This window comes from Rhodococcus erythropolis NBRC 15567, assembly GCF_001552595.1.
Classification (GTDB): domain Bacteria; phylum Actinomycetota; class Actinomycetes; order Mycobacteriales; family Mycobacteriaceae; genus Rhodococcus_F; species Rhodococcus_F erythropolis.
In genome coordinates this window covers 1-18,539 of record NZ_BCRM01000015.1, presented here as the reverse complement: position 1 = coordinate 18,539, position 18,539 = coordinate 1, and the positions used below count along the sequence as shown (strand labels likewise).

Below are 18,539 nucleotides of genomic sequence, written 5' to 3'. Positions count from 1 at the left end.
GGGAAAAGGCAGAGGTCAGTGATCCGGCTCGTACGCCGGGTGCGGCACAGTGGGCGGCAGAGTGGCGATCGACGAGATGCGCTTCATGCCTGCTACCTGCAAGAGGTCGACGACCAGCGATCGAATCTGGGCAAACACCACCGTCGAGGACAGGCCCGCGTTCTCGACTATCGCCGGTTTCAGTTCCTTCGCCACCGAGCGCAGGACGCGCGCTGCCTCGGCCTGATCAGGCTGCTCCCCCGGCTCCGCCAGGATCATGTCCTTGAGAACTTCGACGGCTTTCGACAAGCGCTCGACCTGCGCCACCAGACGCGGATCGAGTATCTCGTCGTCCCTGACCAACGTCAACGAACGACGCGCGAGTACTCGAATGTTGCGCATCGCGTTGTCGATGGGATCGGCTGTCGCCATGAGCCTTTCGAGGCGCGGTCGACTGTTCCAGTACAGCGGGGAGATTCGGCTGATCTCGCGCCCGCCGAGGAGGTTGCTGCGCAATCCGTCGATGGCACCCTGAGTTGCGCGCGCCTTCTGCAGCGCCTTCACGATCGGGTCCGGGTCGTTCGCGACGAGGCCGTCTGCCACCAATTGCAGTACCTCTGACGCTGTTCCGAGAATCGATGCAGCGTCCTTGCGTGCGCGTCGTACCGGGTGCGTGGGGATGATCGCGACCACCGCGATGCCCACCAAACCACCGACAAGGGCGTCGATCATGCGATCGGGCCCGCCACTGCCGCCCGGTGGGATCAGCGTCGCCACCAGCACGGCCGAGTTTCCGGCCTGCATGGAGAAGATCGGCCCACTGTTCAGTAGCACCGCGACGGACATCGCCAGCACGACAACCAAACTGATCTGCCAGGGTCCGCTCCCGATGCCGGAGATGATCAGGTCACCGATTCCGATACCGACCGTGACACCCGCAACCAACTCGAACGAACGTCGTAGTCGGGCGCCCAACGACAGACCGAGCGAGACCACGGCGGCAATCGGCGCGAAGAACGGCGCATGGTGCCCGATCACCGTGGTGGCAACCCACCACGCCAATCCGGCCGCCAAGGCACATTGAATGATCGGTAGCGCCGACGTCTGAAGCCGACGCACCGATTTGCGAGCACGGTCCTTGATACCGGCCCGGCTCGGACGGAAACTGCTAACCGAGGCCAAGCGCTTCGGCGGCGTTGGGATCGCAGTCTTCGAGCAGATCTAGGCAACGCGCGTACTCGTCGGCCTCACCGATCGTCTTCGCGGCCTTGGCCAAGACAGCGACGCAACGGAGGAATCCGCGGTTCGGTTCATGGCTGTAGGGCACAGGACCGAAACCCTTCCAACCGTTACGACGCAGTTGGTCGAGTCCGCGGTGGTAGCCGGTACGCGCGTAGGCGTAGGCAGTGATGGTTTCGCCCTTGTCCAGGGCAGCCTCGGCGAGGTAGGCCCACGCGATGGAGGCAGTGGGATGGTCGGCCGCGACCTGGGCCGGGTCAGCGTGGTTGAGCAGTGCCGATTCCGCCTCGTCGTCGCCGGGAAGCAGAGTGGGCTTGGGTCCGAGCAGGTCACCGAATTGGGTCATGCGCTCATTGTGCCCGCTACGCCTTTCTGCCACAGGACCGCCTCGCCGACGGTCGGAGTTATGCCCGGTACATACCGGTCGTTACCCTGACATGGTCATTGCCGCATAAGACCGAAGGGTTACCCGTGCCGGACTCGAAAGACGACAACTCGAAAAAGAGCGCAGCCCCGAACGGTGCGCCCGAGAAGTCGGCCCCGACCGAACCTGCGACTGTGGCGATCCAGAAGGCAGACAAGAACTCGAAGGCGGACAAGAACTCGAAGGCGGACGGCGACGCCAAAGCCGCCAGCGCGCCAACCGTCGCGATCCCCAAGGCAACTCAGGCACCCACAGCAACACCAGCAGAAACACCGGCAGCAGCACCGACACCCCAGCCCAAGCCGGAGCCCGCCACCGTCGCGATTCCGAAAGCCTCGCAGCCGACACCGCCACCCCGGCAAGTTCCAACCCCGCCGCCACCGCCACAGCGCTCCGCGCCTCAACCGCCACAGCGCTCCGCGCCTCAACCGCCACAGCGCTCCGCGCCTCAACCGCAGCAGCGCGCCGCGCCTCAACGTGTGGGTGTCGCAGCGACCCCACCGCCGGCCCAGCCGATGCCGACTCGCATCGAGCCTGCCGCGCCGGAAAAAACCAAGCGCAGTGGCAAGGGCTGGTACATCGCGGCAGCAGCGGCCGGCGTCGCCGTCCTCGCGGCAATCGGCATCGCAGTCTTCGTCTCGTCCACCAGCGGTAGCGGCGAAAGCTCACCTGAAGCCCAGGTTCAGACCGCCATCTCGACGTACGTCGATGCTCTTCAGACCGGTGATCTGGCAACGCTGCGAACGTCGACGTGTGGGGCGTTGGGCGAGTACTACCGCACTATTCCGGACGCGGCGTTCGCTCAGGTCCACGACAATGCCGTCGCTCAGAAGACGATCCCGCAGGTCGGAGCCGTCGATGCGGTGCGCATCACCGACGACACCGCGATCGCTCAGGTCCAGGCAAGTTTGCCGAGCACCGGCGAACAGTCGTGGCGCACGTTCGACCTCGAGCGCCAGGACGGCACGTGGAAGGTCTGCGATCCCAGCAAGTAAGCACCTGAACAGAAAATGCGCGCCGACGAGAAATTCGTCGGCGCGCATTTTGTTCTGTGTAGCTGAGTTGTGAAGCCGATCAGCCTGCGGACACCGAGCGTCCGGCCGACTTCAGGTCGTTGCACGCCTCGACGACGCGAGCCGTCATGCCTGCTTCGGCCTTCTTGAGGTAGCTGCGCGGGTCGTATGCCTTCTTGTTTCCGACCTCGCCGTCGATCTTGAGGACGCCGTCGTAGTTGGAGAAGAAGTGTCCGGCGATCGGACGGGAGAACGCGTACTGGGTGTCGGTGTCGACGTTCATCTTGACGACGCCGAAGTTCAGCGAATCCTCGATCTCGGACTTCAGCGATCCCGATCCACCGTGGAAGACGAAATCGAAGGGCTGCGAGCCTGCGGCCAGGCCGAGCTTGGCAGCGGCGACCTTCTGGCCCTCTTCGAGAACCTCGGGCTTGAGCTTGACGTTGCCCGGCTTGTAGACGCCGTGAACGTTGCCGAAGGTGGCTGCGAGCAGGTACTTGCCCTGTTCGCCGATGCCCAGAGCATCGACCGTCTTCTCGAAGTCTTCACTCGAGGTGTAGAGCTTGTCGTTGATCTCGGCCTCGACGCCGTCTTCTTCGCCGCCGACGACACCGATCTCGACCTCGAGGATGATGCGTGCAGCCTTGGAGAGGGCGAGCAGTTCCTTGGCGATTGCCAGGTTCTCGTCGATCGGGATAGCCGAGCCGTCCCACATGTGCGACTGGAACAGCGGGTTACGACCGGCGTCGACGCGCTCCTGCGAGATCGCGAGCAGCGGACGCACGTAGGTGTCCAGCTTGTCCTTCGGGCAGTGGTCGGTGTGCAGCGCGATGGTGACGTCGTACTTTGCCGCGATCACGTGTGCGAACTCGGCGAGCGCAACAGCGCCGGTGACCATGTCCTTGACGCCCAAACCGGAACCGAACTCGGCGCCGCCCGTCGAGAACTGGATGATGCCGTCACTGCCGGCGTCCGCGAAGCCCTTGATGGCTGCGTTGATGGATTCGGAGCCGACACAGTTGATGGCGGGGAAGGCAAAGGAATGCTCCTTGGCCCGACCAAGCATCTCGGCATAGACCTCGGGAGTTGCGATAGGCACGGCGGGAGTCCTCCATATACGTGTCGTTCGGAGCGCTCGGCGATGTGAAAGCGCTTCGTGTGGTCCTAGCAGTATGGCAAGTCCGACTCGTCACGTCTCTTTGCGGTCTCGGCCGCCGCCACCGACGCGATGACCTGCGGTGGTGGGAAACACTCAGATTCGGCCGGTACTCTGGCCCCCGTGAATGTGCAGGCAGCAACTGAATCCGTGACGAACCTGGCCTTGCTGCCTGGCTTCCTCGATCCCGTGAACCTCTTGAATTCCTTCGGAACGTGGGTTCTGGTGGGACTGCTTCTGGTGGTCTTCATCGAATCAGGGCTGCTGTTTCCGCTCTTGCCCGGCGATTCTCTGCTCTTCACCGCAGGGCTGATCGCGGCTTCCAAGTCCACCGAGATCGAACCGTTCGCGCCGCTGTGGGTGCTCCTGGTGACGATTCCGATCGCCGCGATTCTGGGTGACCAAGTCGGGTTCTACATCGGCGCCAAGGGCGGAACTGCCCTGTTCAAGACGGACGACGCGCGGTTCTTCAAGAAGAAGTACATCGACGAGTCGCATGCCTTCTTCGAAAAGCACGGCCCGATCACCATTATCCTGGCGAGGTTCGTGCCGATCGTGCGTACTTTTGCACCGGTTGTCGCGGGCGCCTCGAAGATGAAGTACTCACTGTTCCTGACCTACAACATCGTCGGCGGCATCCTGTGGGGTGCCGGTGTGACTTTGCTCGGCTACCTCCTGGGGCAGATCGAATTCATCCGCGACAATGTCGACTACATCTTCATCTTGATCGTCCTGGTGTCGGTTCTGCCGATCGTCTTCGAAATCGGAAAGCGAATTCTGGCGTCGAGACGCGGTGAATCGGCGAATACTTCCACTACGGACAATTCGACGGTGACAGTCCCCGAAGACCCCACCCCCTGATTGCAGAACGAGGCGAAGAACTGACCACGATGACGCTCGCATCCGGCAGTTTCTCCCCACTCGAGACTGCCGGGCCCCTGTTGGTCTGGATTATCGTCGTCACGTTCGTCTTCATCGAGTGCGCGATCATCCTCGGGTTGTTTCTCCCCGGCGACTCACTGCTGATCACAGCCGGAATCGTGCTTGCCGGTCACGAATCCGGTGCAGGCCACGTGTGGGCGCTGTCGGTGGGCGCGATGATCGCTGCCATTGCCGGCAACCAGGTCGGGTACGTCATCGGCCACCGGACGGGAAACCACATCAAAGCCCGTAAGGGCGGCAAGTACTTCACCGAGAAGAATCTGCACCGGGTCAACATCCTGTTGGAGAGACACGGGTTCTGGGCGGTCCTGATCGCCCGCTGGGTTCCGTGGGTTCGCACCCTGTGCCCGATGGTCGCAGGCGCAGCCAAGATGAACCACACGCGCTACACCATCGCGAGCACCATCGGCGCGATCATCTGGGCACCGGTACTCCTGCTGCTCGGTTTCTACGGTGGCTCGTTCCTCGATCGCGTTCCGTGGTTGCTGCCCGCCGTGCTGATCGTGATGATGGTCAGCTTGGTCATCGGCACCGCGTTGGGAATCTGGCAGTACCGCAAGGAAATGGCCCGACCGGCCGAAGACGTCGAGGTAGAAGAAGTCCTCGACTAGAAGCTGTCTGCTCAGTGCAGGTGGCTCTGGTCCCACGCCGGAAGCGGGTCGTCGTAGCGAATCCAGGCCCGCGGTCCTTCGCGTAGTTCGTCATCGGTCAGCAGAGCCGGATCGAGGATTCGCGACGGCGTCGCCGAGTCGAGTTTCACTCCGATGAACACGATCTCCTGCCCCGGTTCCTCCGCTGCCGACGCCCACAGTTGCGCCGGTTCGATGACGAGGTTGGGGCCCGCCTGCGACCAGATAGCGGCGAACTCGGGCCGACTGGCGATCCAGCAGAAGCCTTTGCTTCGCAAGAGTCCCGCGAACTGACCGAGCGCAGCCTCGAGTCGCGCCGGATGAAAGGGTCGCGAGGCTCGATACGTGACGCTGCGTATTCCGTATTCCTCGGTTTCCGGGGTGTGCCCGCCGGCCAGCTCCTCGTCCCAACCGGGTACTTGCGCAGCCAGTTCCGGGTTGTAGAGACCGGTTTCGAGGACGCGATCGAGGGTGACTTTTCCGTGGTCGGTCCGAATCAGCTGAGCAGTGGGGTTGAGCCTTCGAAGCGTCGCCTCGACGGTTCCCGCCGCCCGCGGGCTCACCAAGTCGGTTTTGTTCAGCAAGATGACGTCGGCGAACTCCACCTGATCGACCAGGAGATCGGAGATGCTGCGTCCGTCCCCCTCCCCGGCTTCGAGGTTGCGCTCGTCCAGTCGCTCGCCTTTTGCCAGCTCGCCGAGGAAGGTCGACGCGTCCACCACGGTCACCATCGTGTCGAGCTTCGCGAGCGAGCCGAGGCTGAAGCCGTCCTCGAATTCCCAGTCGAAGGTGGCCGCCACCGGCATCGGTTCGGAGATGCCGGTGGACTCGATCACCAACTGATCGAACCGCCCCTCGCGGGCCAGCGCGCCGACGGCGTCGATCAGATCCTCGCGCAGCGTGCAGCAGATGCATCCGTTGGTCAGCTCGACCAACTTCTCCTCCGTGCGATCGAGGTGGCCCTGGCCCGCGACGAGGGCCGCGTCGATGTTGATTTCGCTCATGTCGTTGACGATGACGGCGACCCGACGGCCGTCTCGATTGGCGAGGATGTGGTTGAGGAGTGTGGTCTTGCCTGCGCCCAGAAATCCGGACAGCACGGTTACCGGTAGCTGCTTCATTCCTTAATGGTAACCATTGTCATTATCGACAACGGGAGGCGGGCCTACTGCACTGCGGACGCACTACCCGAGAACTGGCTCTCGGGCCTCGGCAAGCCGAAATGATCACGAAGCGTCGTACCCGTGTATTCGGTCCGGAAAAGACCGCGATCCTGCAGGATCGGGACCACACGCTCGGTGAAGATTTCGAGTCCACCCGGGTAGTACGGCGGCATGACGTTGAATCCGTCAGCAGCACCGCTGGTGAACCATTCCTCGATCGTGTCAGCCACCTGCTCGGCGGTTCCGGCAAACACCCGGTGTCCGCGCGCACCCGCCAAACGATGAAGCAGGCCCCGAACCGTCGGACGCTCACGCTCGACTATGCCGGCGATCACCTGCAATCTGCTTTGCTTGTTGTCGGTGACATCACCTGCCGCCGCGAACAATTCGACAGGAACCGGTGCATCCAGTTCCAGATTCCGAACATCGGTCCCGGTTAGTGCACCGAGTTGCGCGAGCCCGTACTCCGGCGAAGTCAACTCGTTGAATTCTCGCTCGAGCGCCTTGGCTTGTTCCTCGGTGTCACCGATGAACGGGCTGATTCCGGGCAGGATCTTGACATGATCGGGGTTGCGCCCGAACTGAGCAGCCCTCGACTTGATGTCGGTGTAGAACGCCTGCGCATCGGAAAGTCTCTGGTGCGCTGTGAAAATCGCCTCCGCATACTGACCGGCAAACGCGCGACCGTCGTTGGACGCCCCGGCCTGCACCAGCACCGGGTATCCCTGCGGCGTTCGCGGCGCGTTGAACGGTCCCCGCACCCGAAGATGCCGGCCGACGTAGTTGATCTCGTGAATCTTGTTTCTGTCCGCGTAGATTCCGTTCTCCCGGTCCAGACTGATCGCGTCGTCCTCCCAGCTGTCCCACAACCGCACCACCGCGTCGACGAATTCCCTTGCACGCGAATACCGGTCGCCGTGGTCCGGATGCTTGGCCAGCCCGAAGTTGGCGGCAGCCAGATCCGTACCCGTGGTGACGATGTTCCACCCAGCGCGTCCGTTCGAGATGTGGTCGAGCGAGGCGAACAGCCGAGCCAGGTTGTACGGCTCGTAGTACGTGGTCGACGCCGTCGCGATCAATCCGATCCGCTCGGTTGCCACTGCAATGGCCGTCAACAAGGTGATCGGCTCCAACGTCCCTGCGGGACCGTGCTCGACGTCGCTGCGCAACGCGGGACCGTCGGCGAAGAAGATTCCGTCGAACTTCGCCGCCTCAGCAGTGCGAGCGATCTCCTGGAAATACGTGACGTCGAACAGACGTTCCGGTGTTGTCCACGGATGACGCCACGCCGCTTCGTGATGACCGGCGGGGTGGATGAACGCGTTGAGGCTCAGTTGGCGCGGAGAATCAGACATGCCTGAATGCTGGCAACTGCCGCCGCAGTCCGACAGGGTTAGGGTTCGCGTGATTCCAACTCGGGGTTGGCAGCTCGGTATCGTCACATGGGTGAGCCGCGTAGTTGTAGCCGAGTTCGTACCGTCCGGATCGACAGCATCGGTTCTTCACCAGTGCTGTGAGGTCTTCGCCGAAGGCCAGCGTCACCTGTCCGGAACTGCGCCGACAGCGACGGCGCTGATGGAAATGATCGAGGCCGAGGACGGTTCGGCCGATGTATGGCGTTGGATCGCACGCGACGGCGGAACGGACGAGGTCCTCGGTATCGCCCAGGCGCGACGCAACTCGGCGGAACCTGATCTCGCAGAGTTTCGGATGTACGTGACACCCCACGCGCAGCGACGAGGGGTAGGACGAGCGCTTGCCGAACTCGCCGAAGTCGACATCGCCGGGTTCGGCGTGCGAAGAATCAGAGTGACGGCGCTCGTCGGAAGCGCAGCCGAGCATTTCCTGGGATCGTTCGACGGCCACCGTGTGTTGCTTCGGTTGGCCAACCAGGTTCAGCACCTCAGCCCTCCCACCGCACACAGCGCCCGCCCCGGCTATCGAATCGTCAGTTGGCGCAACCGAACCCCGGACGAGCTGGTCCACTCCTTCTCGGAGGCATTGAACCGACTCCTCGACGCGCCGGGCGCCGAACTGCAGATGCCCGAACGTAATTGGGGAGCCGACGAGGTCAGATCGTGGGAACAGAAGATGACGGGTGGCTCTCAAGTACTCCTGGTGTGCTGCGCGGTCGACGACAGCGTCGGCGAAGTAGCCGCAGCGACAGTGGTGACGGTGGACGAACATGACAGCACCCACGCATCACAGCACGACACCGTGGTACTTCCCCAGCACCGCGGACACGGTCTCGCTCGGTGGGTCAAGGAGCAACAAGCGTCTGTGTTGGCAGCTGAATTTCCCTCGCTGCAAAAGATTTACACAACGGTGAACGCGGAAAACCACCCGATGCTGACCGTCAATCGGAGCCTGGGATACCAGACCGTTGCGGAGCGGATCCTGGTGGAGATCAGGAGAGTCGAGAGTGCGTCGCACAAGCCTCGGTGACGATCTTCCTCCACAGGAGCGGGTGAGACTGCCAGAAGTTGTGCGCGACACCGTCGACGACCTCGAAACTACCGTTAGGCACGAGCTCGGCCAGTTGCTGCAACGGCCACGACGGGCGAATATCGTCGGCCGCCGCGAGAAATGTCATGGGCACGGGTGAGTCGGCCAACTGCCGAAACAGCTGTGGTTCATGGATCCATTCGATGAACGATTCTTGAAGCGATTGCCAGACAACAGGTTCCCAAGGTATCTGCGGGTCCGGCTCGATTCCCGCTTCGTACTGCTTCGACCAGGTCCGGTCCTTGTGGAGGCCGTGCCCCGCGATGCCGACGACGCCGGACACCGATTCCGGACAGTCGAGTGCGTACCGCACCGCCAAGTCGGATCCCCACGAGTGCCCCAGCACGACCCAGCTGTCGATCTCGAACGTGCGTCGGACGAGTTCGAGGTCCGCAACCGCCTGCGCCATCGTATGAGCGCCGCCACCGGACCGGCCGACTCCGCGTGGCTCAGGGCACCACGCGCGCATTCCTTCCGGAACCAGCTCGTCGTGAGCAAGATAGTGAACGCATCCCGGGCCGCCGGAGAGAACCAGAACGTCCGCCCCTGCCCCACCGACATCGATGTGAAGACGTACGCCGTCCGTGTCGACCACGTGCCGGGATTCCATGAGGGAAAAGCCTAACGCTTACGCGGGTATCCAGCCGCCGAGACGACAAATGCCGCCTCCATGAGCATCCACCCACCTACCTGCACCGAGAGGTCTCGCTCGGGCACGCTCGACGAGCGCACCGTTCCGGCGGCGAAGGTGGCGATGTCGCCGGACAGACTCGGCAACTGAGCATCCTTGGTCCAGTCATGCCCGAACAGCGGCAGACCTTCGATCTGCAGTCTGTTGTTCCAGGCCGCTTCCGCGGAGGACAGAACGATCTGCGCTGCGAGTTCGCGCGCTCGCAGGTCCTCGTGAGTCTCCCAGGACAAGTTCACCACCACGAACGCGAGGTAGCGAGCCAGGATTGCGTTGAACAGTCCGCCGTCGCCTCCGCCACCGCCCGTGATGACTCCGTACTCGGTCATTCCGTCGTACACCGCGTCGACGAGTTTGTGGACTCGCTCGCGGTGGCGCGGTTCGCCCAATCGCGTCGACAACTCGGTTTCCAACCCCAGCGTGACGCCCTGACAGTACGAATAGATCGCGCGCTCGAGGGTGCCGTCGCGGCGGATACCGTCGAAGATCAGTCCGGAGTCCGGATCCCGCAGCGTCTCGTCGATCCAGTCGGCCGTTGCCTGCGCGCGCCAGAGTTTTCCGGTGCGCGCCAGCATGATTCCGGCGGGTCCGTTTGCCGGGGTGTTGTAGAAATCGGAACCTTTGCACCACGGAATACCGCCGCCGTCGGCCGGGGACCACGAATCGAAGAGTTGCGATTCGAGCGCCTGGACCGCGGTCCGGTGATCGACCGAGAACATACGTTGAGCACGTTCGAGCGAGAGGCCCAGCCACGCCATGTCGTCGTAATAGTTGTTGGTCCACGCCGAGACGTTGCGGACCCGCACACTGCGGGCAACCTTCGCCACCCGGCGACGACGCTTGGGCGTCGGGTCACGTTCGAGCGCGTCGATTGCAGTGTCGAGCAGGTGTGCTTGCCACCAGTAGTGCCACGGCTTGAACATCCGCTCGCGCCGAACAGCGGGCCAGGCAACCACGCCGAGTGCTGTCCGGGGCATTCCCCACAGGCGCCGAAGGTGACGACTGACTATCGCGCCCTCAGCCGCATCGGCTCGCTCTGCCCACACTTCCTGCATAACTACCTATCCTGTCTGGTCGAGGCGCTACGCGCTAGCCGGAATTCGCGAGCGAGATCAGCGGGAATCGGCGAGATCGGCATGCTCACGTACCCACGCGTGCATCGCAATGCCGGCCGCGACACCGGCGTTGATGCTGCGAGTCGACCCGAATTGTGCGATCGAGACCGTCATGGACGCAACCTCTTTCGCATGTTCGGTCACTCCGGGCCCTTCTTGACCGAACAGCAGGATGCACTCTCGCGGCAGGCTTGCCGTTTCCAGCGGCACCGACCCCGGGGTGTTGTCGACGGCAACGATCGTGAGTGAATTCTCACGGGCGTACTCGACGAGCTCGCTGATGTCGGCGTGGTGAACGATGTGTTGGTATCGATCGGTCACCATGGCGCCCCGCCGATTCCAGCGCCGACGCCCCACGATGTGGACCGCGGCCGCAGCAAACGCGTTTGCCGTGCGGACCACCGTGCCGATATTGGCGTCGTGCGCGAAGTTTTCGATGGCGACATGCATCGTGTGACGGCGCGAGTCGATGTCCTCGACTATCGCTTCCCGCGTCCAGTACCGGTACTCGTCCAAGACGTTTCGACGATCACCCTCGGCGAGGAGTACGGGGTCGTAGCGCTCGTCTGTCGGCGGTTCCGTGTCGTGCCCCTCGGCCCACGGCCCGACGCCGTTGGGGTTCTCGCCCCACTCGGTGGGTCCCGGTTCACCGGCCCCACCGGAGACGTCGTCGGCTGCGACTTCGGTCATCAGTACACCTCGTTGGAATCTGCAGCCACCGTGAAGCCGTGCGTGGTCTGATCGTTGACACACGAGACGTCTGTCGCGGTGGTCGTACAGGTGAAACCCAGTTTGCTCAGCGGTTGACCGGCCGCCAACACCGGATCGGCGTCGGGACCGCCCGAGGTGTACACCTCTCCGCCCGAACACATGAAAGCACCCTCACCCTCGTCGGTGACGCGAATACCGTTGCCCCAGTTGACCATGCAGCTCTCCGGCCGCGGCGGAACCGGAGTGGTCGTTCCCTCGCACCCGGCTTCGATTCTGGTGGGCAACTTGATGATGCCGCACTGGAAGTTCCCGTCGGGAGTGGTGAAGTAGTACGACTCGTTGCGCTCGAACTGCACGTCCGTGAGCGTCGTCGTCGGTGGCAGCGTCGTGGTCGGTGGTTCGGTGGTCGTGGGGACGACGGGCGCGACGGTGGTGGTTGTCGTCGGCACTGCGGTAGTGGTGGTCGAACTTGGCTGCGCCGCTACGGTCGGCGCTGAATCCGCCTCCCCGCCGCACCCTGCGAGCACGAGCGCCGACCCGACGCCCAACAAGACGAACCCCACCCGAACACGAACCACCCGACTACCTCCACACACGTCATCTTGGCCCAGCAACAGCCGACAGTGCACTCTATCGTGTGGTCGACTAAGTGCTGGTGACGCGCTTGTTCATCAGCCGTGAGAGCCACGCGGGCGAGAACCGCGACGCACTGAGAAAGAGCTTTGCCTGAGTTCCGACCGGGTAGTGAACCTTGTGTACGCATCCGGCGCCGCGTGTGGCCGCCCACAGCTCCTTCGCGACGTCGGTGGCAGTCAGCTTGATACCCAACGATCTGGTGGCTCCGGTGTCCATTCCAGTGACCATCGCGGTCTGGACGAACAACGGCCAGAGCGCGAGAACACGGATGTCGTGCTGTGCCCATTCCAGATCGAGCGCCTCGGTCAGGCCGCGGATCGCGAACTTGGTTGCACCGTACGTCGCCAGTTCGGGCTGGCCGTAGATCGCCGAAGCGGAGCACAGATTGACCACCTGAGCGCCGACGGTATCGCGGAGGTACGGGAAAGCCGTGTGCGTGCCGTTGAGGGTGCCGGTGATGTTGATGTCGACCATTCGGCGATGCGCCGCAAGAGAAATATCCTCGAACCGTCCCGAGGAGAGCACGCCCGCATTGTTGATCAGGATGTCCAGACGCCCGGACTCCCCGGCAAAATCGGCCAGACACTGCGCCCATCCCACCGGATCGGTGACGTCCAGGACACCCGTCACGACGCTGCCACCGAAACCGTCGATCTCGGCCTTCAACGAGGCAAGGCCGGCGTCGTCGATGTCGAACGCGCCGACGCGGTATCCGTTGCGCGCGAACAACAGCGACGTCTCCCGCCCGATTCCAGCCGCAGCACCGGTGATGAAGACGTTCGGTTCGCTCATCCGGTCAGGCTATCCTGGATGTGGAGGAAATCTGATGAATCACCGTCGCGTCGTACATACCGTGTGTTTCATCGCGGTGGGATATCTGATCGTGCTCGCGGTGTGGCTCGGATGGCTGGTCGAGCACACCCCACCTGGCACTCTGCCCTATCAGATCGGCGGGCTACTCGCCGCTTTCGGCTCGGCACTCGGATTCGGAATGGCCTGGGCCAATCGACCGACCCGCGCCGAGCGCAAGCTCGAAAAGCACGGCCTCGAAGGGTGGGCACGAATCGACAAGGTCACACCCCTGCGTCGAACCGTCGACGGCGAGTTGGCCAAGCTCGCACTCCGCCTCACGGTTCCAGGTTCCGATTCGTACTCGGGCCGGATCGAGTACGAGATCCGACCCGAGTTCAAAGACAAGATCACTCCCGGATCCACGGTCACCGTCATGGTGGACCCGAAGAACCGAGACCGAATCATGCTGTGCCCGTGAAAAACTAGACGCTCTTCTTGCGTCCCAGCGCCAACATGCCCTCCACCAGCATCAGTTGCGCTCCCGCGTACGACGCCAGGATCACACCCTCGGCAGCGGCACGGCCGGCGGTCCCGCGGATGAACAGTCGACGCACCACGATCAGCCCGTCGGACGCGGTGAAGAGCACTCCGCCCAATCCGAGCCAGGAGCGTCGATCCTTGTTCGGGACGACAACGTCGAGCACGGCCTTGGACTGCGGTGCCAGAGCGGGGTCCGCCGACAACGTCGAGGTGGTTCCCAACATCAATCCGTATCCGGTGAGCGGCGTCGACACGCTCGGTGCCTTGGCACGGAGCAGACCGGACGCCGTCGACCAACCGCTGATGCGGGGTTTGAGGGCAGCACGGGTCGGCCGTGCCCCGCGGCGCAGGAGAAGAGCCGAGTAACTGGCCTGCATCACCGCGAACGACGACGCGCCCTTGATCAGACGAGCATCGTTGTCCGGGTCGATCATGAACACGTCGCCGACGGTCGCGGCGGCGAGGCCGGCCAGAAGCAGTGCGGTATCGGCAGTTTCCGTCTCCGAACGCTTGCGCAGCACTCGGGCGGCCAAGGCAGGTGCAATCAGCGGCTTGGCGATCTGCTGAACCCGCTCGTTACCGACCACTGCCCCGACCACCGTCGCTGCCGTCGCCGCCGCAAAAACTGCGTGCTCGATGCCCCACTTGCCCGCCATCACAATCCTCCTGTTGGTTACACGTCCAACAGCGACCGTACTGGGTCACTCAGGCAGCATCGCCGGATTTGACGTCCGCGCCGTAGACATCGACGTATTCCTGCCCCGACTGGTCACAGAGCACTGCCATCAATTCATCCGTCGCCGCGCGCACGACGGCCTGGTAGCCACGAAGTTCGCGGTACCGAGAGAAGTCGATCGGCTCCCCTACCGTGATCCGGACCTTGCTGAAGCGCCACATCCGCGTACCCGGCGGGTTGACTGCGTCGCCGCCGTGCACGACGACGGGAATGACCGGCGCCCCGGTTTCCAAGGCGACACGAATCGCTCCGGTCTTTCCCTTGTACAGGCATCCGTCGGGCGATCGAGTTCCCTCGGGATAGATCCCCCAGACTCCGCCTTTGTCGAGAATTCCGATGGCCGTGTCCAATGCCGCACGGGAGGCATCGGCGCCGCTACGGTCGATCGGCACCTGACCCGCCCCACCGAAGAACCAGCGCTGCATCGCGCCCTTCACACCGGTCCCGGTGAAATATTCACTCTTCGCGACGAAGGTGATGCGTCGGCGCACCATGAGGACCAGGAAGAACGAGTCGACGACTGCCCGATGGTTTCCGGCGAGAATCACCGGCCCTTTCTTGGGGATGTGGTGCTGCCCCTCGATCGTCGGCCGCCCGAACAGCCAGAGGACCGGGCCGATCAGAACGTATTTGAACAGCCAATAGAGCACAGGGCATCACCTTTTCCGTCTAGTAGACAGTGTCTACGACGAGAATAGTAGACACTGTCTTCCATGACTGTCAGCAGCCTTCGCGAAACACTCGTCGCCACCGGCGTCGAGATTCTCGATGCCGACGGCGCCACAGAACTGACGCTACGGGAGATCGCGCGGCGCGCGGGCGTGTCGCACGGCGCCCCGCGGAGATACTTTCCGACCCACAACAGCCTGCTTGCCGCAATTGCCTCGCACGGCCTGCGCGATCTCACCGAAAGACTCCAGCCGGCACTCGTCGGCAAACAACCCGCTCGTAGCCGATTGATCTCGGCAGCAATCGAATACGTGTCATTCGCCCAGGAGCGGCCGGCGATGTTCGAGTTGATGTTTCGCCACGACCTCCTCGAGGGCACCGGCAGCAACCTCCGAGAGTCGTCACTCCCGCTCTTCGCCGCCCTGCAAGCCTTGACCGAAGAGGCCGACGCGTCCGATCCCACCAACTCTGCAGTGAACATCTGGACCGGAACCCACGGCATCGCAGTGCTGGCGGCAAATCGAAGCCTCGCGCTCGTTGCACCCGGCCTCGACATCGCGGCACTGGTCACCACGAGTGTGACGGACCACCTTTTACGGACTCGTTGATTTACATAGTTACCCTATGCAATAATATTTTTCGTGACAGATGAAGAGCAGCAACTGCACGAACTACTCGTCAACCTCGTGAGCAACACGCACCGCTTCGCGAAGCTGGCAGGTTCTTTCGCGTCCGATCAGTACCCACGCGCCTGGCTGCGCGCGCTCTCACTCCTCGAGGAATACGGCGAAATGCGGATCAGCGATTTCGCTCGACTCGACAGAAGCTCGCAGCCCTCTGCCACTGCCCTACTGCGCAAACTCGGCGAGAACGGTTACGTCGAACGCCGCGCCGACCCGGAGGACGCCCGCGCAGTGCGCGTCGCCATGACCGAGAAGGGTCGAAAGATCCTGAACGACGGCCGAAACGAGATCGCCGACGCTCTAGTCCCCCACTTCGTCGAACTCGGGCCCGAGCAGATCAAGAAACTGGCCGACGGATTGTCCGAATTGCGGTCCATCATCAAGACTTCCGACCCCAGCTGAAATACCCACCACTGAAAAAGGAGGTGGCCGTGAGCAACACGACCGCGACATCAACGCACCAGAACGAGGCTCCGCCGAGCCTCCTGAAACAACCGAAAGCGGTGTGGGCGGTAGCCTTTGCCAGCGTCATCGCCTTCATGGGCATCGGATTGGTCGATCCGATCCTCAAGCCGATCGGCGAACAACTCGACGCCACACCGTCGCAGGTTTCGCTCCTGTTCACCAGCTACATGCTCGTCACCGGCGTGGCCATGCTCATCACCGGTGTGGTGTCCAGCCGCATCGGCGCCAAGAAAACACTTCTTGTAGGCCTTGCCATCATCATCGTGTTCGCCTCTCTGGCAGGCGCTTCCAGCACCATCGGCCAGATCGTCGGATTCCGTGCCGGCTGGGGACTGGGCAATGCACTCTTCATCGCAACGGCATTGGCGGCCATCGTCGGCGCGGCCAGCGGCGGCGTCGCACGGGCGATCATCCTCTACGAGGCTGCACTGGGCATCGGTATCGCGGTCGGACCGCTGGTCGGCGGCGTTCTCGGTGACATCAGCTGGCGCGCACCGTTCTTCGGCGTCGCAGCCCTGATGGCGGTTGCTTTCATTCTCATCGTCGTGATGCTTCCGAGCGCACCCAAGCCCGAACACCACACGTCCATCGCTGCGCCCTTCCAGGCGCTGCGACACCGCGGGCTACTCACCGTTGCCATCACCGCGCTGCTCTACAACTACGGATTCTTCACGCTGCTCGCGTACACACCGTTCCCCCTCGACATGGGGGCGTACCCGATCGGATTCATCTTCTTCGGCTGGGGCCTGATGCTGGCGATCTCGTCGGTTTTCCTCGCCCCTCGCCTGCAACGACGCTTCGGCACACTACCGATGATGATGCTGGCGCTGACACTGTTCGCACTCGACCTCGGCATGATGGCGCTCTTCACCGAGAACAAGATCGTCTTGATCGTGGGTGTCGTCCTCGCCGGGTTGTTCCTCGGCGTGAACAACACACTCATCACCGAAACCGTCATGATCTCGGCTCCCGTGGAACGGTCGACCGCCTCGGCTGCCTACAGCTTCGTTCGATTCGTCGGCGGCGCCGCAGCTCCGTGGGTAGCCGGCAAGCTCGGCGAGTCCAACGTCCACATGCCGTTCTGGGTCGGCGCGGTGCTCACCCTCGCCGCTGTGTTCGTCCTGTCGAGCGGACGCAAGGTCCTCGCACACGTCGACGACCACGATCCCGCGCCGCACAGCGTCGACGAAGCACTCGCCGTCACCGTAGGCGACTGACCCCTGTGAGTGGTTGAGGAGTGCAGGGACCCCTTAACCACTCACGGGGCGTCAGCTCAGGTTCAGATCTTCCAGGCCCAGCAGCGATCGGTACTCGACGCCCTCGGCACCGATAATCGCGTCCGCACCCGTCGCGCGATCGACGACGGTAGCGACTCCGACCACTGTGGCCCCTGCCTCGCGCAGAGCCTTCACTGCTGTCAACGGAGAATTGCCCGTCGTGGTCGTGTCCTCGACAACCAGGACACGCTTGCCCACGATGTCCGGGCCCTCGATCTGACGCTGCATCCCATGAGCCTTCGCAGCCTTGCGAACGACAAACGCGTCGATCGGGCGTCCGGGAGCGTGCATCACCGCCATCGCAACCGGATCGGCGCCCATCGTCAAACCTCCGACTGCGTCGAAATCCCAGTCCGCGACCAGTTCACGCAGCAGCGAGCCGATCAGCGGCGCCGCCTTGTGGTGAAGTGTCGCGCGGCGAAGGTCGACGTAGTAGTCGGCTTCCTTGCCCGAAGACAGCGTCACCTTTCCGTGTACAACAGCCAATTCGCGCACCAGCGCAGCCAAATCCTCACGATCGCTCATGAGTGCTCAGCCTACCGACCACTGGCTTATGTTCGGCTTCTGCCTCTGGGCTACGTTCGGCTGCTGCCTCTGGGCTACGTGCGCCCGCGGCCTCGTCCAACGATGTTGGTCAACCGGCGAACCAGCCCCTTGGGAACCAGACGCCCGGCCGTCGTGAGGACCTTGTACTGAATTCCCGGAATGCTGATGACCTTGTCGTCACCGAGATCCTTCATCGACGCCGCAACCACCTGGTCGACGCTCAACCACATCGGCTTGGGGATCGTGGACATCTCGATGCCCGCACGCTCGTGGAACTCGGTGCGGATGAAGCCCGGGCACAGCGCCTGAACGCGCACTCCCGTCCCGGCCAACCCGCCGGAAAGCCCTTCGGTGAACGAGATGACATAGGCCTTGCTTGCCGAATACGTCGAACCCCGGCCGGACAGCAGGCCCGCGACGCTCGCCACATTGACAATCGTTCCGTGCGCCGACGCGATCATGCTGGGCAGCGCCGCACGGGTCAGCCGCATCACGGCGGTGACGTTGACGTCGAGTTGAGACTGAAGAAGCGCCGGATCTGCAGTCCAGAACTCGCCGGAGGTACCGAATCCGGCGTTGTTCACCAACACCTCGACGCCCTTCTCCAGACGAAGCGCGACGGTGTCGCGTC

22 protein-coding genes are annotated in these 18,539 nt (G+C 63.2%); 8 read left to right on the top strand and 14 right to left on the bottom strand.

Features of this window, described 5'->3' with window-relative positions; translation table 11 throughout:
- Positions 1 to 15: 15 nt before the first annotated feature.
- Positions 16 to 1,161, bottom strand: a complete 1,146-nt coding sequence (locus tag RE4_RS19005) for an FUSC family protein (RefSeq protein ID WP_019749453.1) — start codon at positions 1,159 to 1,161, stop codon at positions 16 to 18.
- Positions 1,148 to 1,564: a DUF3151 domain-containing protein gene (locus RE4_RS19000; RefSeq protein ID WP_003944361.1), complete on the bottom strand. Its 417-nt coding sequence runs from the start codon at positions 1,562 to 1,564 to the stop codon at positions 1,148 to 1,150. The genes RE4_RS19005 and RE4_RS19000 overlap by 14 nt, the downstream gene beginning before the upstream one ends.
- A gap of 125 nt (positions 1,565 to 1,689) precedes the next feature.
- Between RE4_RS19000 and RE4_RS31770 the strand changes: the two genes are divergently transcribed.
- Positions 1,690 to 2,637 (top strand): Rv0361 family membrane protein, encoded by a 948-nt coding sequence (locus RE4_RS31770; protein WP_060939136.1) that lies wholly within the window; start codon positions 1,690 to 1,692, stop codon positions 2,635 to 2,637.
- Between the two features lie 79 nt (positions 2,638 to 2,716).
- On the opposite strand, the gene fbaA is transcribed toward RE4_RS31770, so the two are convergent.
- On the bottom strand, positions 2,717 to 3,754 hold the full coding sequence (gene fbaA / locus RE4_RS18990) for a class II fructose-bisphosphate aldolase (protein ID WP_021343256.1): 1,038 nt from the start codon (positions 3,752 to 3,754) through the stop codon (positions 2,717 to 2,719).
- Between the two features lie 180 nt (positions 3,755 to 3,934).
- On the opposite strand from fbaA, the gene RE4_RS18985 reads away from it, so the two are divergent.
- Both RE4_RS18985 and RE4_RS18980 read left to right on the top strand, forming a co-directional pair.
- Positions 3,935 to 4,672 (top strand): VTT domain-containing protein, encoded by a 738-nt coding sequence (locus RE4_RS18985; RefSeq protein WP_029254751.1) that lies wholly within the window; start codon positions 3,935 to 3,937, stop codon positions 4,670 to 4,672.
- A gap of 29 nt (positions 4,673 to 4,701) precedes the next feature.
- Positions 4,702 to 5,364: a DedA family protein gene (locus RE4_RS18980; RefSeq protein WP_019749448.1), complete on the top strand. Its 663-nt coding sequence runs from the start codon at positions 4,702 to 4,704 to the stop codon at positions 5,362 to 5,364.
- A gap of 11 nt (positions 5,365 to 5,375) precedes the next feature.
- Here the strand turns inward: RE4_RS18980 and RE4_RS18975 are convergent, their stop codons facing one another.
- Both RE4_RS18975 and RE4_RS18970 read right to left on the bottom strand, forming a co-directional pair.
- On the bottom strand, positions 5,376 to 6,503 hold the full coding sequence (locus tag RE4_RS18975; RefSeq protein ID WP_060939135.1) for a GTP-binding protein: 1,128 nt from the start codon (positions 6,501 to 6,503) through the stop codon (positions 5,376 to 5,378).
- A gap of 44 nt (positions 6,504 to 6,547) precedes the next feature.
- A complete protein-coding gene (locus RE4_RS18970) occupies positions 6,548 to 7,900 on the bottom strand; it encodes an LLM class flavin-dependent oxidoreductase (RefSeq protein WP_007726771.1) in 1,353 nt (450 codons plus the stop codon).
- A 91-nt stretch (positions 7,901 to 7,991) separates the two neighbouring features.
- Here RE4_RS18970 and RE4_RS18965 point away from each other — a divergent pair, with 91 nt between their 5' ends.
- Positions 7,992 to 8,990 (top strand): GNAT family N-acetyltransferase, encoded by a 999-nt coding sequence (locus RE4_RS18965; protein WP_238077010.1) that lies wholly within the window; start codon positions 7,992 to 7,994, stop codon positions 8,988 to 8,990.
- Here the strand turns inward: RE4_RS18965 and RE4_RS18960 are convergent.
- From RE4_RS18960 to RE4_RS18940, 5 genes are all read right to left on the bottom strand, one after another.
- Positions 8,953 to 9,660: an alpha/beta fold hydrolase gene (locus tag RE4_RS18960; RefSeq protein WP_020968806.1), complete on the bottom strand. Its 708-nt coding sequence runs from the start codon at positions 9,658 to 9,660 to the stop codon at positions 8,953 to 8,955. The genes RE4_RS18965 and RE4_RS18960 overlap by 38 nt on opposite strands.
- An 11-nt stretch (positions 9,661 to 9,671) precedes the next feature.
- The gene (locus RE4_RS18955; RefSeq protein WP_003944321.1) at positions 9,672 to 10,793 is read right to left on the bottom strand and encodes a glycoside hydrolase family 76 protein; all 1,122 of its coding nucleotides are present in this window, start codon (positions 10,791 to 10,793) and stop codon (positions 9,672 to 9,674) included.
- A 57-nt stretch (positions 10,794 to 10,850) separates the two neighbouring features.
- Complete coding sequence (locus tag RE4_RS18950) at positions 10,851 to 11,543, bottom strand: TrmH family RNA methyltransferase (protein WP_020906640.1); 693 nt, start codon at positions 11,541 to 11,543, stop codon at positions 10,851 to 10,853.
- On the bottom strand, positions 11,543 to 12,142 hold the full coding sequence (locus tag RE4_RS18945) for a DUF6636 domain-containing protein (RefSeq protein ID WP_020968805.1): 600 nt from the start codon (positions 12,140 to 12,142) through the stop codon (positions 11,543 to 11,545). The genes RE4_RS18950 and RE4_RS18945 overlap by 1 nt, the downstream gene beginning before the upstream one ends.
- A gap of 67 nt (positions 12,143 to 12,209) precedes the next feature.
- Positions 12,210 to 12,992, bottom strand: a complete 783-nt coding sequence (locus RE4_RS18940; RefSeq protein ID WP_060939133.1) for an SDR family oxidoreductase — start codon at positions 12,990 to 12,992, stop codon at positions 12,210 to 12,212.
- Positions 12,993 to 13,026: 34 nt separating this feature from the next.
- Between RE4_RS18940 and RE4_RS18935 the strand changes: the two genes are divergently transcribed.
- Positions 13,027 to 13,470 (top strand): hypothetical protein, encoded by a 444-nt coding sequence (locus RE4_RS18935; RefSeq protein WP_060939132.1) that lies wholly within the window; start codon positions 13,027 to 13,029, stop codon positions 13,468 to 13,470.
- Between the two features lie 4 nt (positions 13,471 to 13,474).
- Here RE4_RS18935 and RE4_RS18930 read toward each other — a convergent pair whose 3' ends face one another.
- Both RE4_RS18930 and RE4_RS18925 read right to left on the bottom strand, forming a co-directional pair.
- Positions 13,475 to 14,188 (bottom strand): lysoplasmalogenase, encoded by a 714-nt coding sequence (locus RE4_RS18930; RefSeq protein WP_021343244.1) that lies wholly within the window; start codon positions 14,186 to 14,188, stop codon positions 13,475 to 13,477.
- 49 nt (positions 14,189 to 14,237) lie between these two features.
- Positions 14,238 to 14,918 carry a lysophospholipid acyltransferase family protein gene (locus RE4_RS18925; RefSeq protein ID WP_003944312.1) on the bottom strand — a complete coding sequence of 227 codons (681 nt, stop codon included), beginning with the start codon at positions 14,916 to 14,918 and terminating at the stop codon, positions 14,238 to 14,240.
- A gap of 63 nt (positions 14,919 to 14,981) precedes the next feature.
- Between RE4_RS18925 and RE4_RS18920 the strand changes: the two genes are divergently transcribed.
- The 3 genes from RE4_RS18920 to RE4_RS18910 are packed head-to-tail and all read left to right on the top strand — an operon-like array spanning position 14,982 to position 17,302.
- Positions 14,982 to 15,545 (top strand): TetR/AcrR family transcriptional regulator, encoded by a 564-nt coding sequence (locus RE4_RS18920; RefSeq protein ID WP_060939131.1) that lies wholly within the window; start codon positions 14,982 to 14,984, stop codon positions 15,543 to 15,545.
- A 33-nt stretch (positions 15,546 to 15,578) separates the two neighbouring features.
- Positions 15,579 to 16,022 carry a MarR family winged helix-turn-helix transcriptional regulator gene (locus RE4_RS18915; protein ID WP_060939130.1) on the top strand — a complete coding sequence of 148 codons (444 nt, stop codon included), beginning with the start codon at positions 15,579 to 15,581 and terminating at the stop codon, positions 16,020 to 16,022.
- A 23-nt stretch (positions 16,023 to 16,045) separates the two neighbouring features.
- Positions 16,046 to 17,302: an MFS transporter gene (locus RE4_RS18910; protein ID WP_020906634.1), complete on the top strand. Its 1,257-nt coding sequence runs from the start codon at positions 16,046 to 16,048 to the stop codon at positions 17,300 to 17,302.
- A 51-nt stretch (positions 17,303 to 17,353) separates the two neighbouring features.
- Here RE4_RS18910 and pyrE read toward each other — a convergent pair whose 3' ends face one another.
- Together pyrE and RE4_RS18900 are read right to left on the bottom strand one after the other, a co-directional pair.
- On the bottom strand, positions 17,354 to 17,887 hold the full coding sequence (gene pyrE / locus RE4_RS18905) for an orotate phosphoribosyltransferase (RefSeq protein ID WP_019749433.1): 534 nt from the start codon (positions 17,885 to 17,887) through the stop codon (positions 17,354 to 17,356).
- Between the two features lie 74 nt (positions 17,888 to 17,961).
- Positions 17,962 to 18,539 (bottom strand): SDR family NAD(P)-dependent oxidoreductase (locus tag RE4_RS18900; protein ID WP_060939129.1); only part of this gene is annotated, 578 nt, incomplete at its 5' end.

Coding starts and splice junctions, on each gene's coding strand:
- RE4_RS19000 (WP_003944361.1), bottom strand. CDS start 1,564: ATGACCCAATTCGGTGACCTGCTCGGACCCAAGCCCACTCTGCTTCCC.
- RE4_RS18980 (WP_019749448.1), top strand. CDS start 4,702: ATGACGCTCGCATCCGGCAGTTTCTCCCCACTCGAGACTGCCGGGCCC.
- RE4_RS18975 (WP_060939135.1), bottom strand. CDS start 6,503: ATGAAGCAGCTACCGGTAACCGTGCTGTCCGGATTTCTGGGCGCAGGC.
- RE4_RS18970 (WP_007726771.1), bottom strand. CDS start 7,900: ATGTCTGATTCTCCGCGCCAACTGAGCCTCAACGCGTTCATCCACCCC.
- RE4_RS18960 (WP_020968806.1), bottom strand. CDS start 9,660: ATGGAATCCCGGCACGTGGTCGACACGGACGGCGTACGTCTTCACATC.
- RE4_RS18955 (WP_003944321.1), bottom strand. CDS start 10,793: ATGCAGGAAGTGTGGGCAGAGCGAGCCGATGCGGCTGAGGGCGCGATA.
- RE4_RS18950 (WP_020906640.1), bottom strand. CDS start 11,543: ATGACCGAAGTCGCAGCCGACGACGTCTCCGGTGGGGCCGGTGAACCG.
- RE4_RS18940 (WP_060939133.1), bottom strand. CDS start 12,992: ATGAGCGAACCGAACGTCTTCATCACCGGTGCTGCGGCTGGAATCGGG.
- RE4_RS18935 (WP_060939132.1), top strand. CDS start 13,027: ATGAATCACCGTCGCGTCGTACATACCGTGTGTTTCATCGCGGTGGGA.
- RE4_RS18930 (WP_021343244.1), bottom strand. CDS start 14,188: ATGGCGGGCAAGTGGGGCATCGAGCACGCAGTTTTTGCGGCGGCGACG.
- RE4_RS18920 (WP_060939131.1), top strand. CDS start 14,982: ATGACTGTCAGCAGCCTTCGCGAAACACTCGTCGCCACCGGCGTCGAG.
- pyrE (WP_019749433.1), bottom strand. CDS start 17,887: ATGAGCGATCGTGAGGATTTGGCTGCGCTGGTGCGCGAATTGGCTGTT.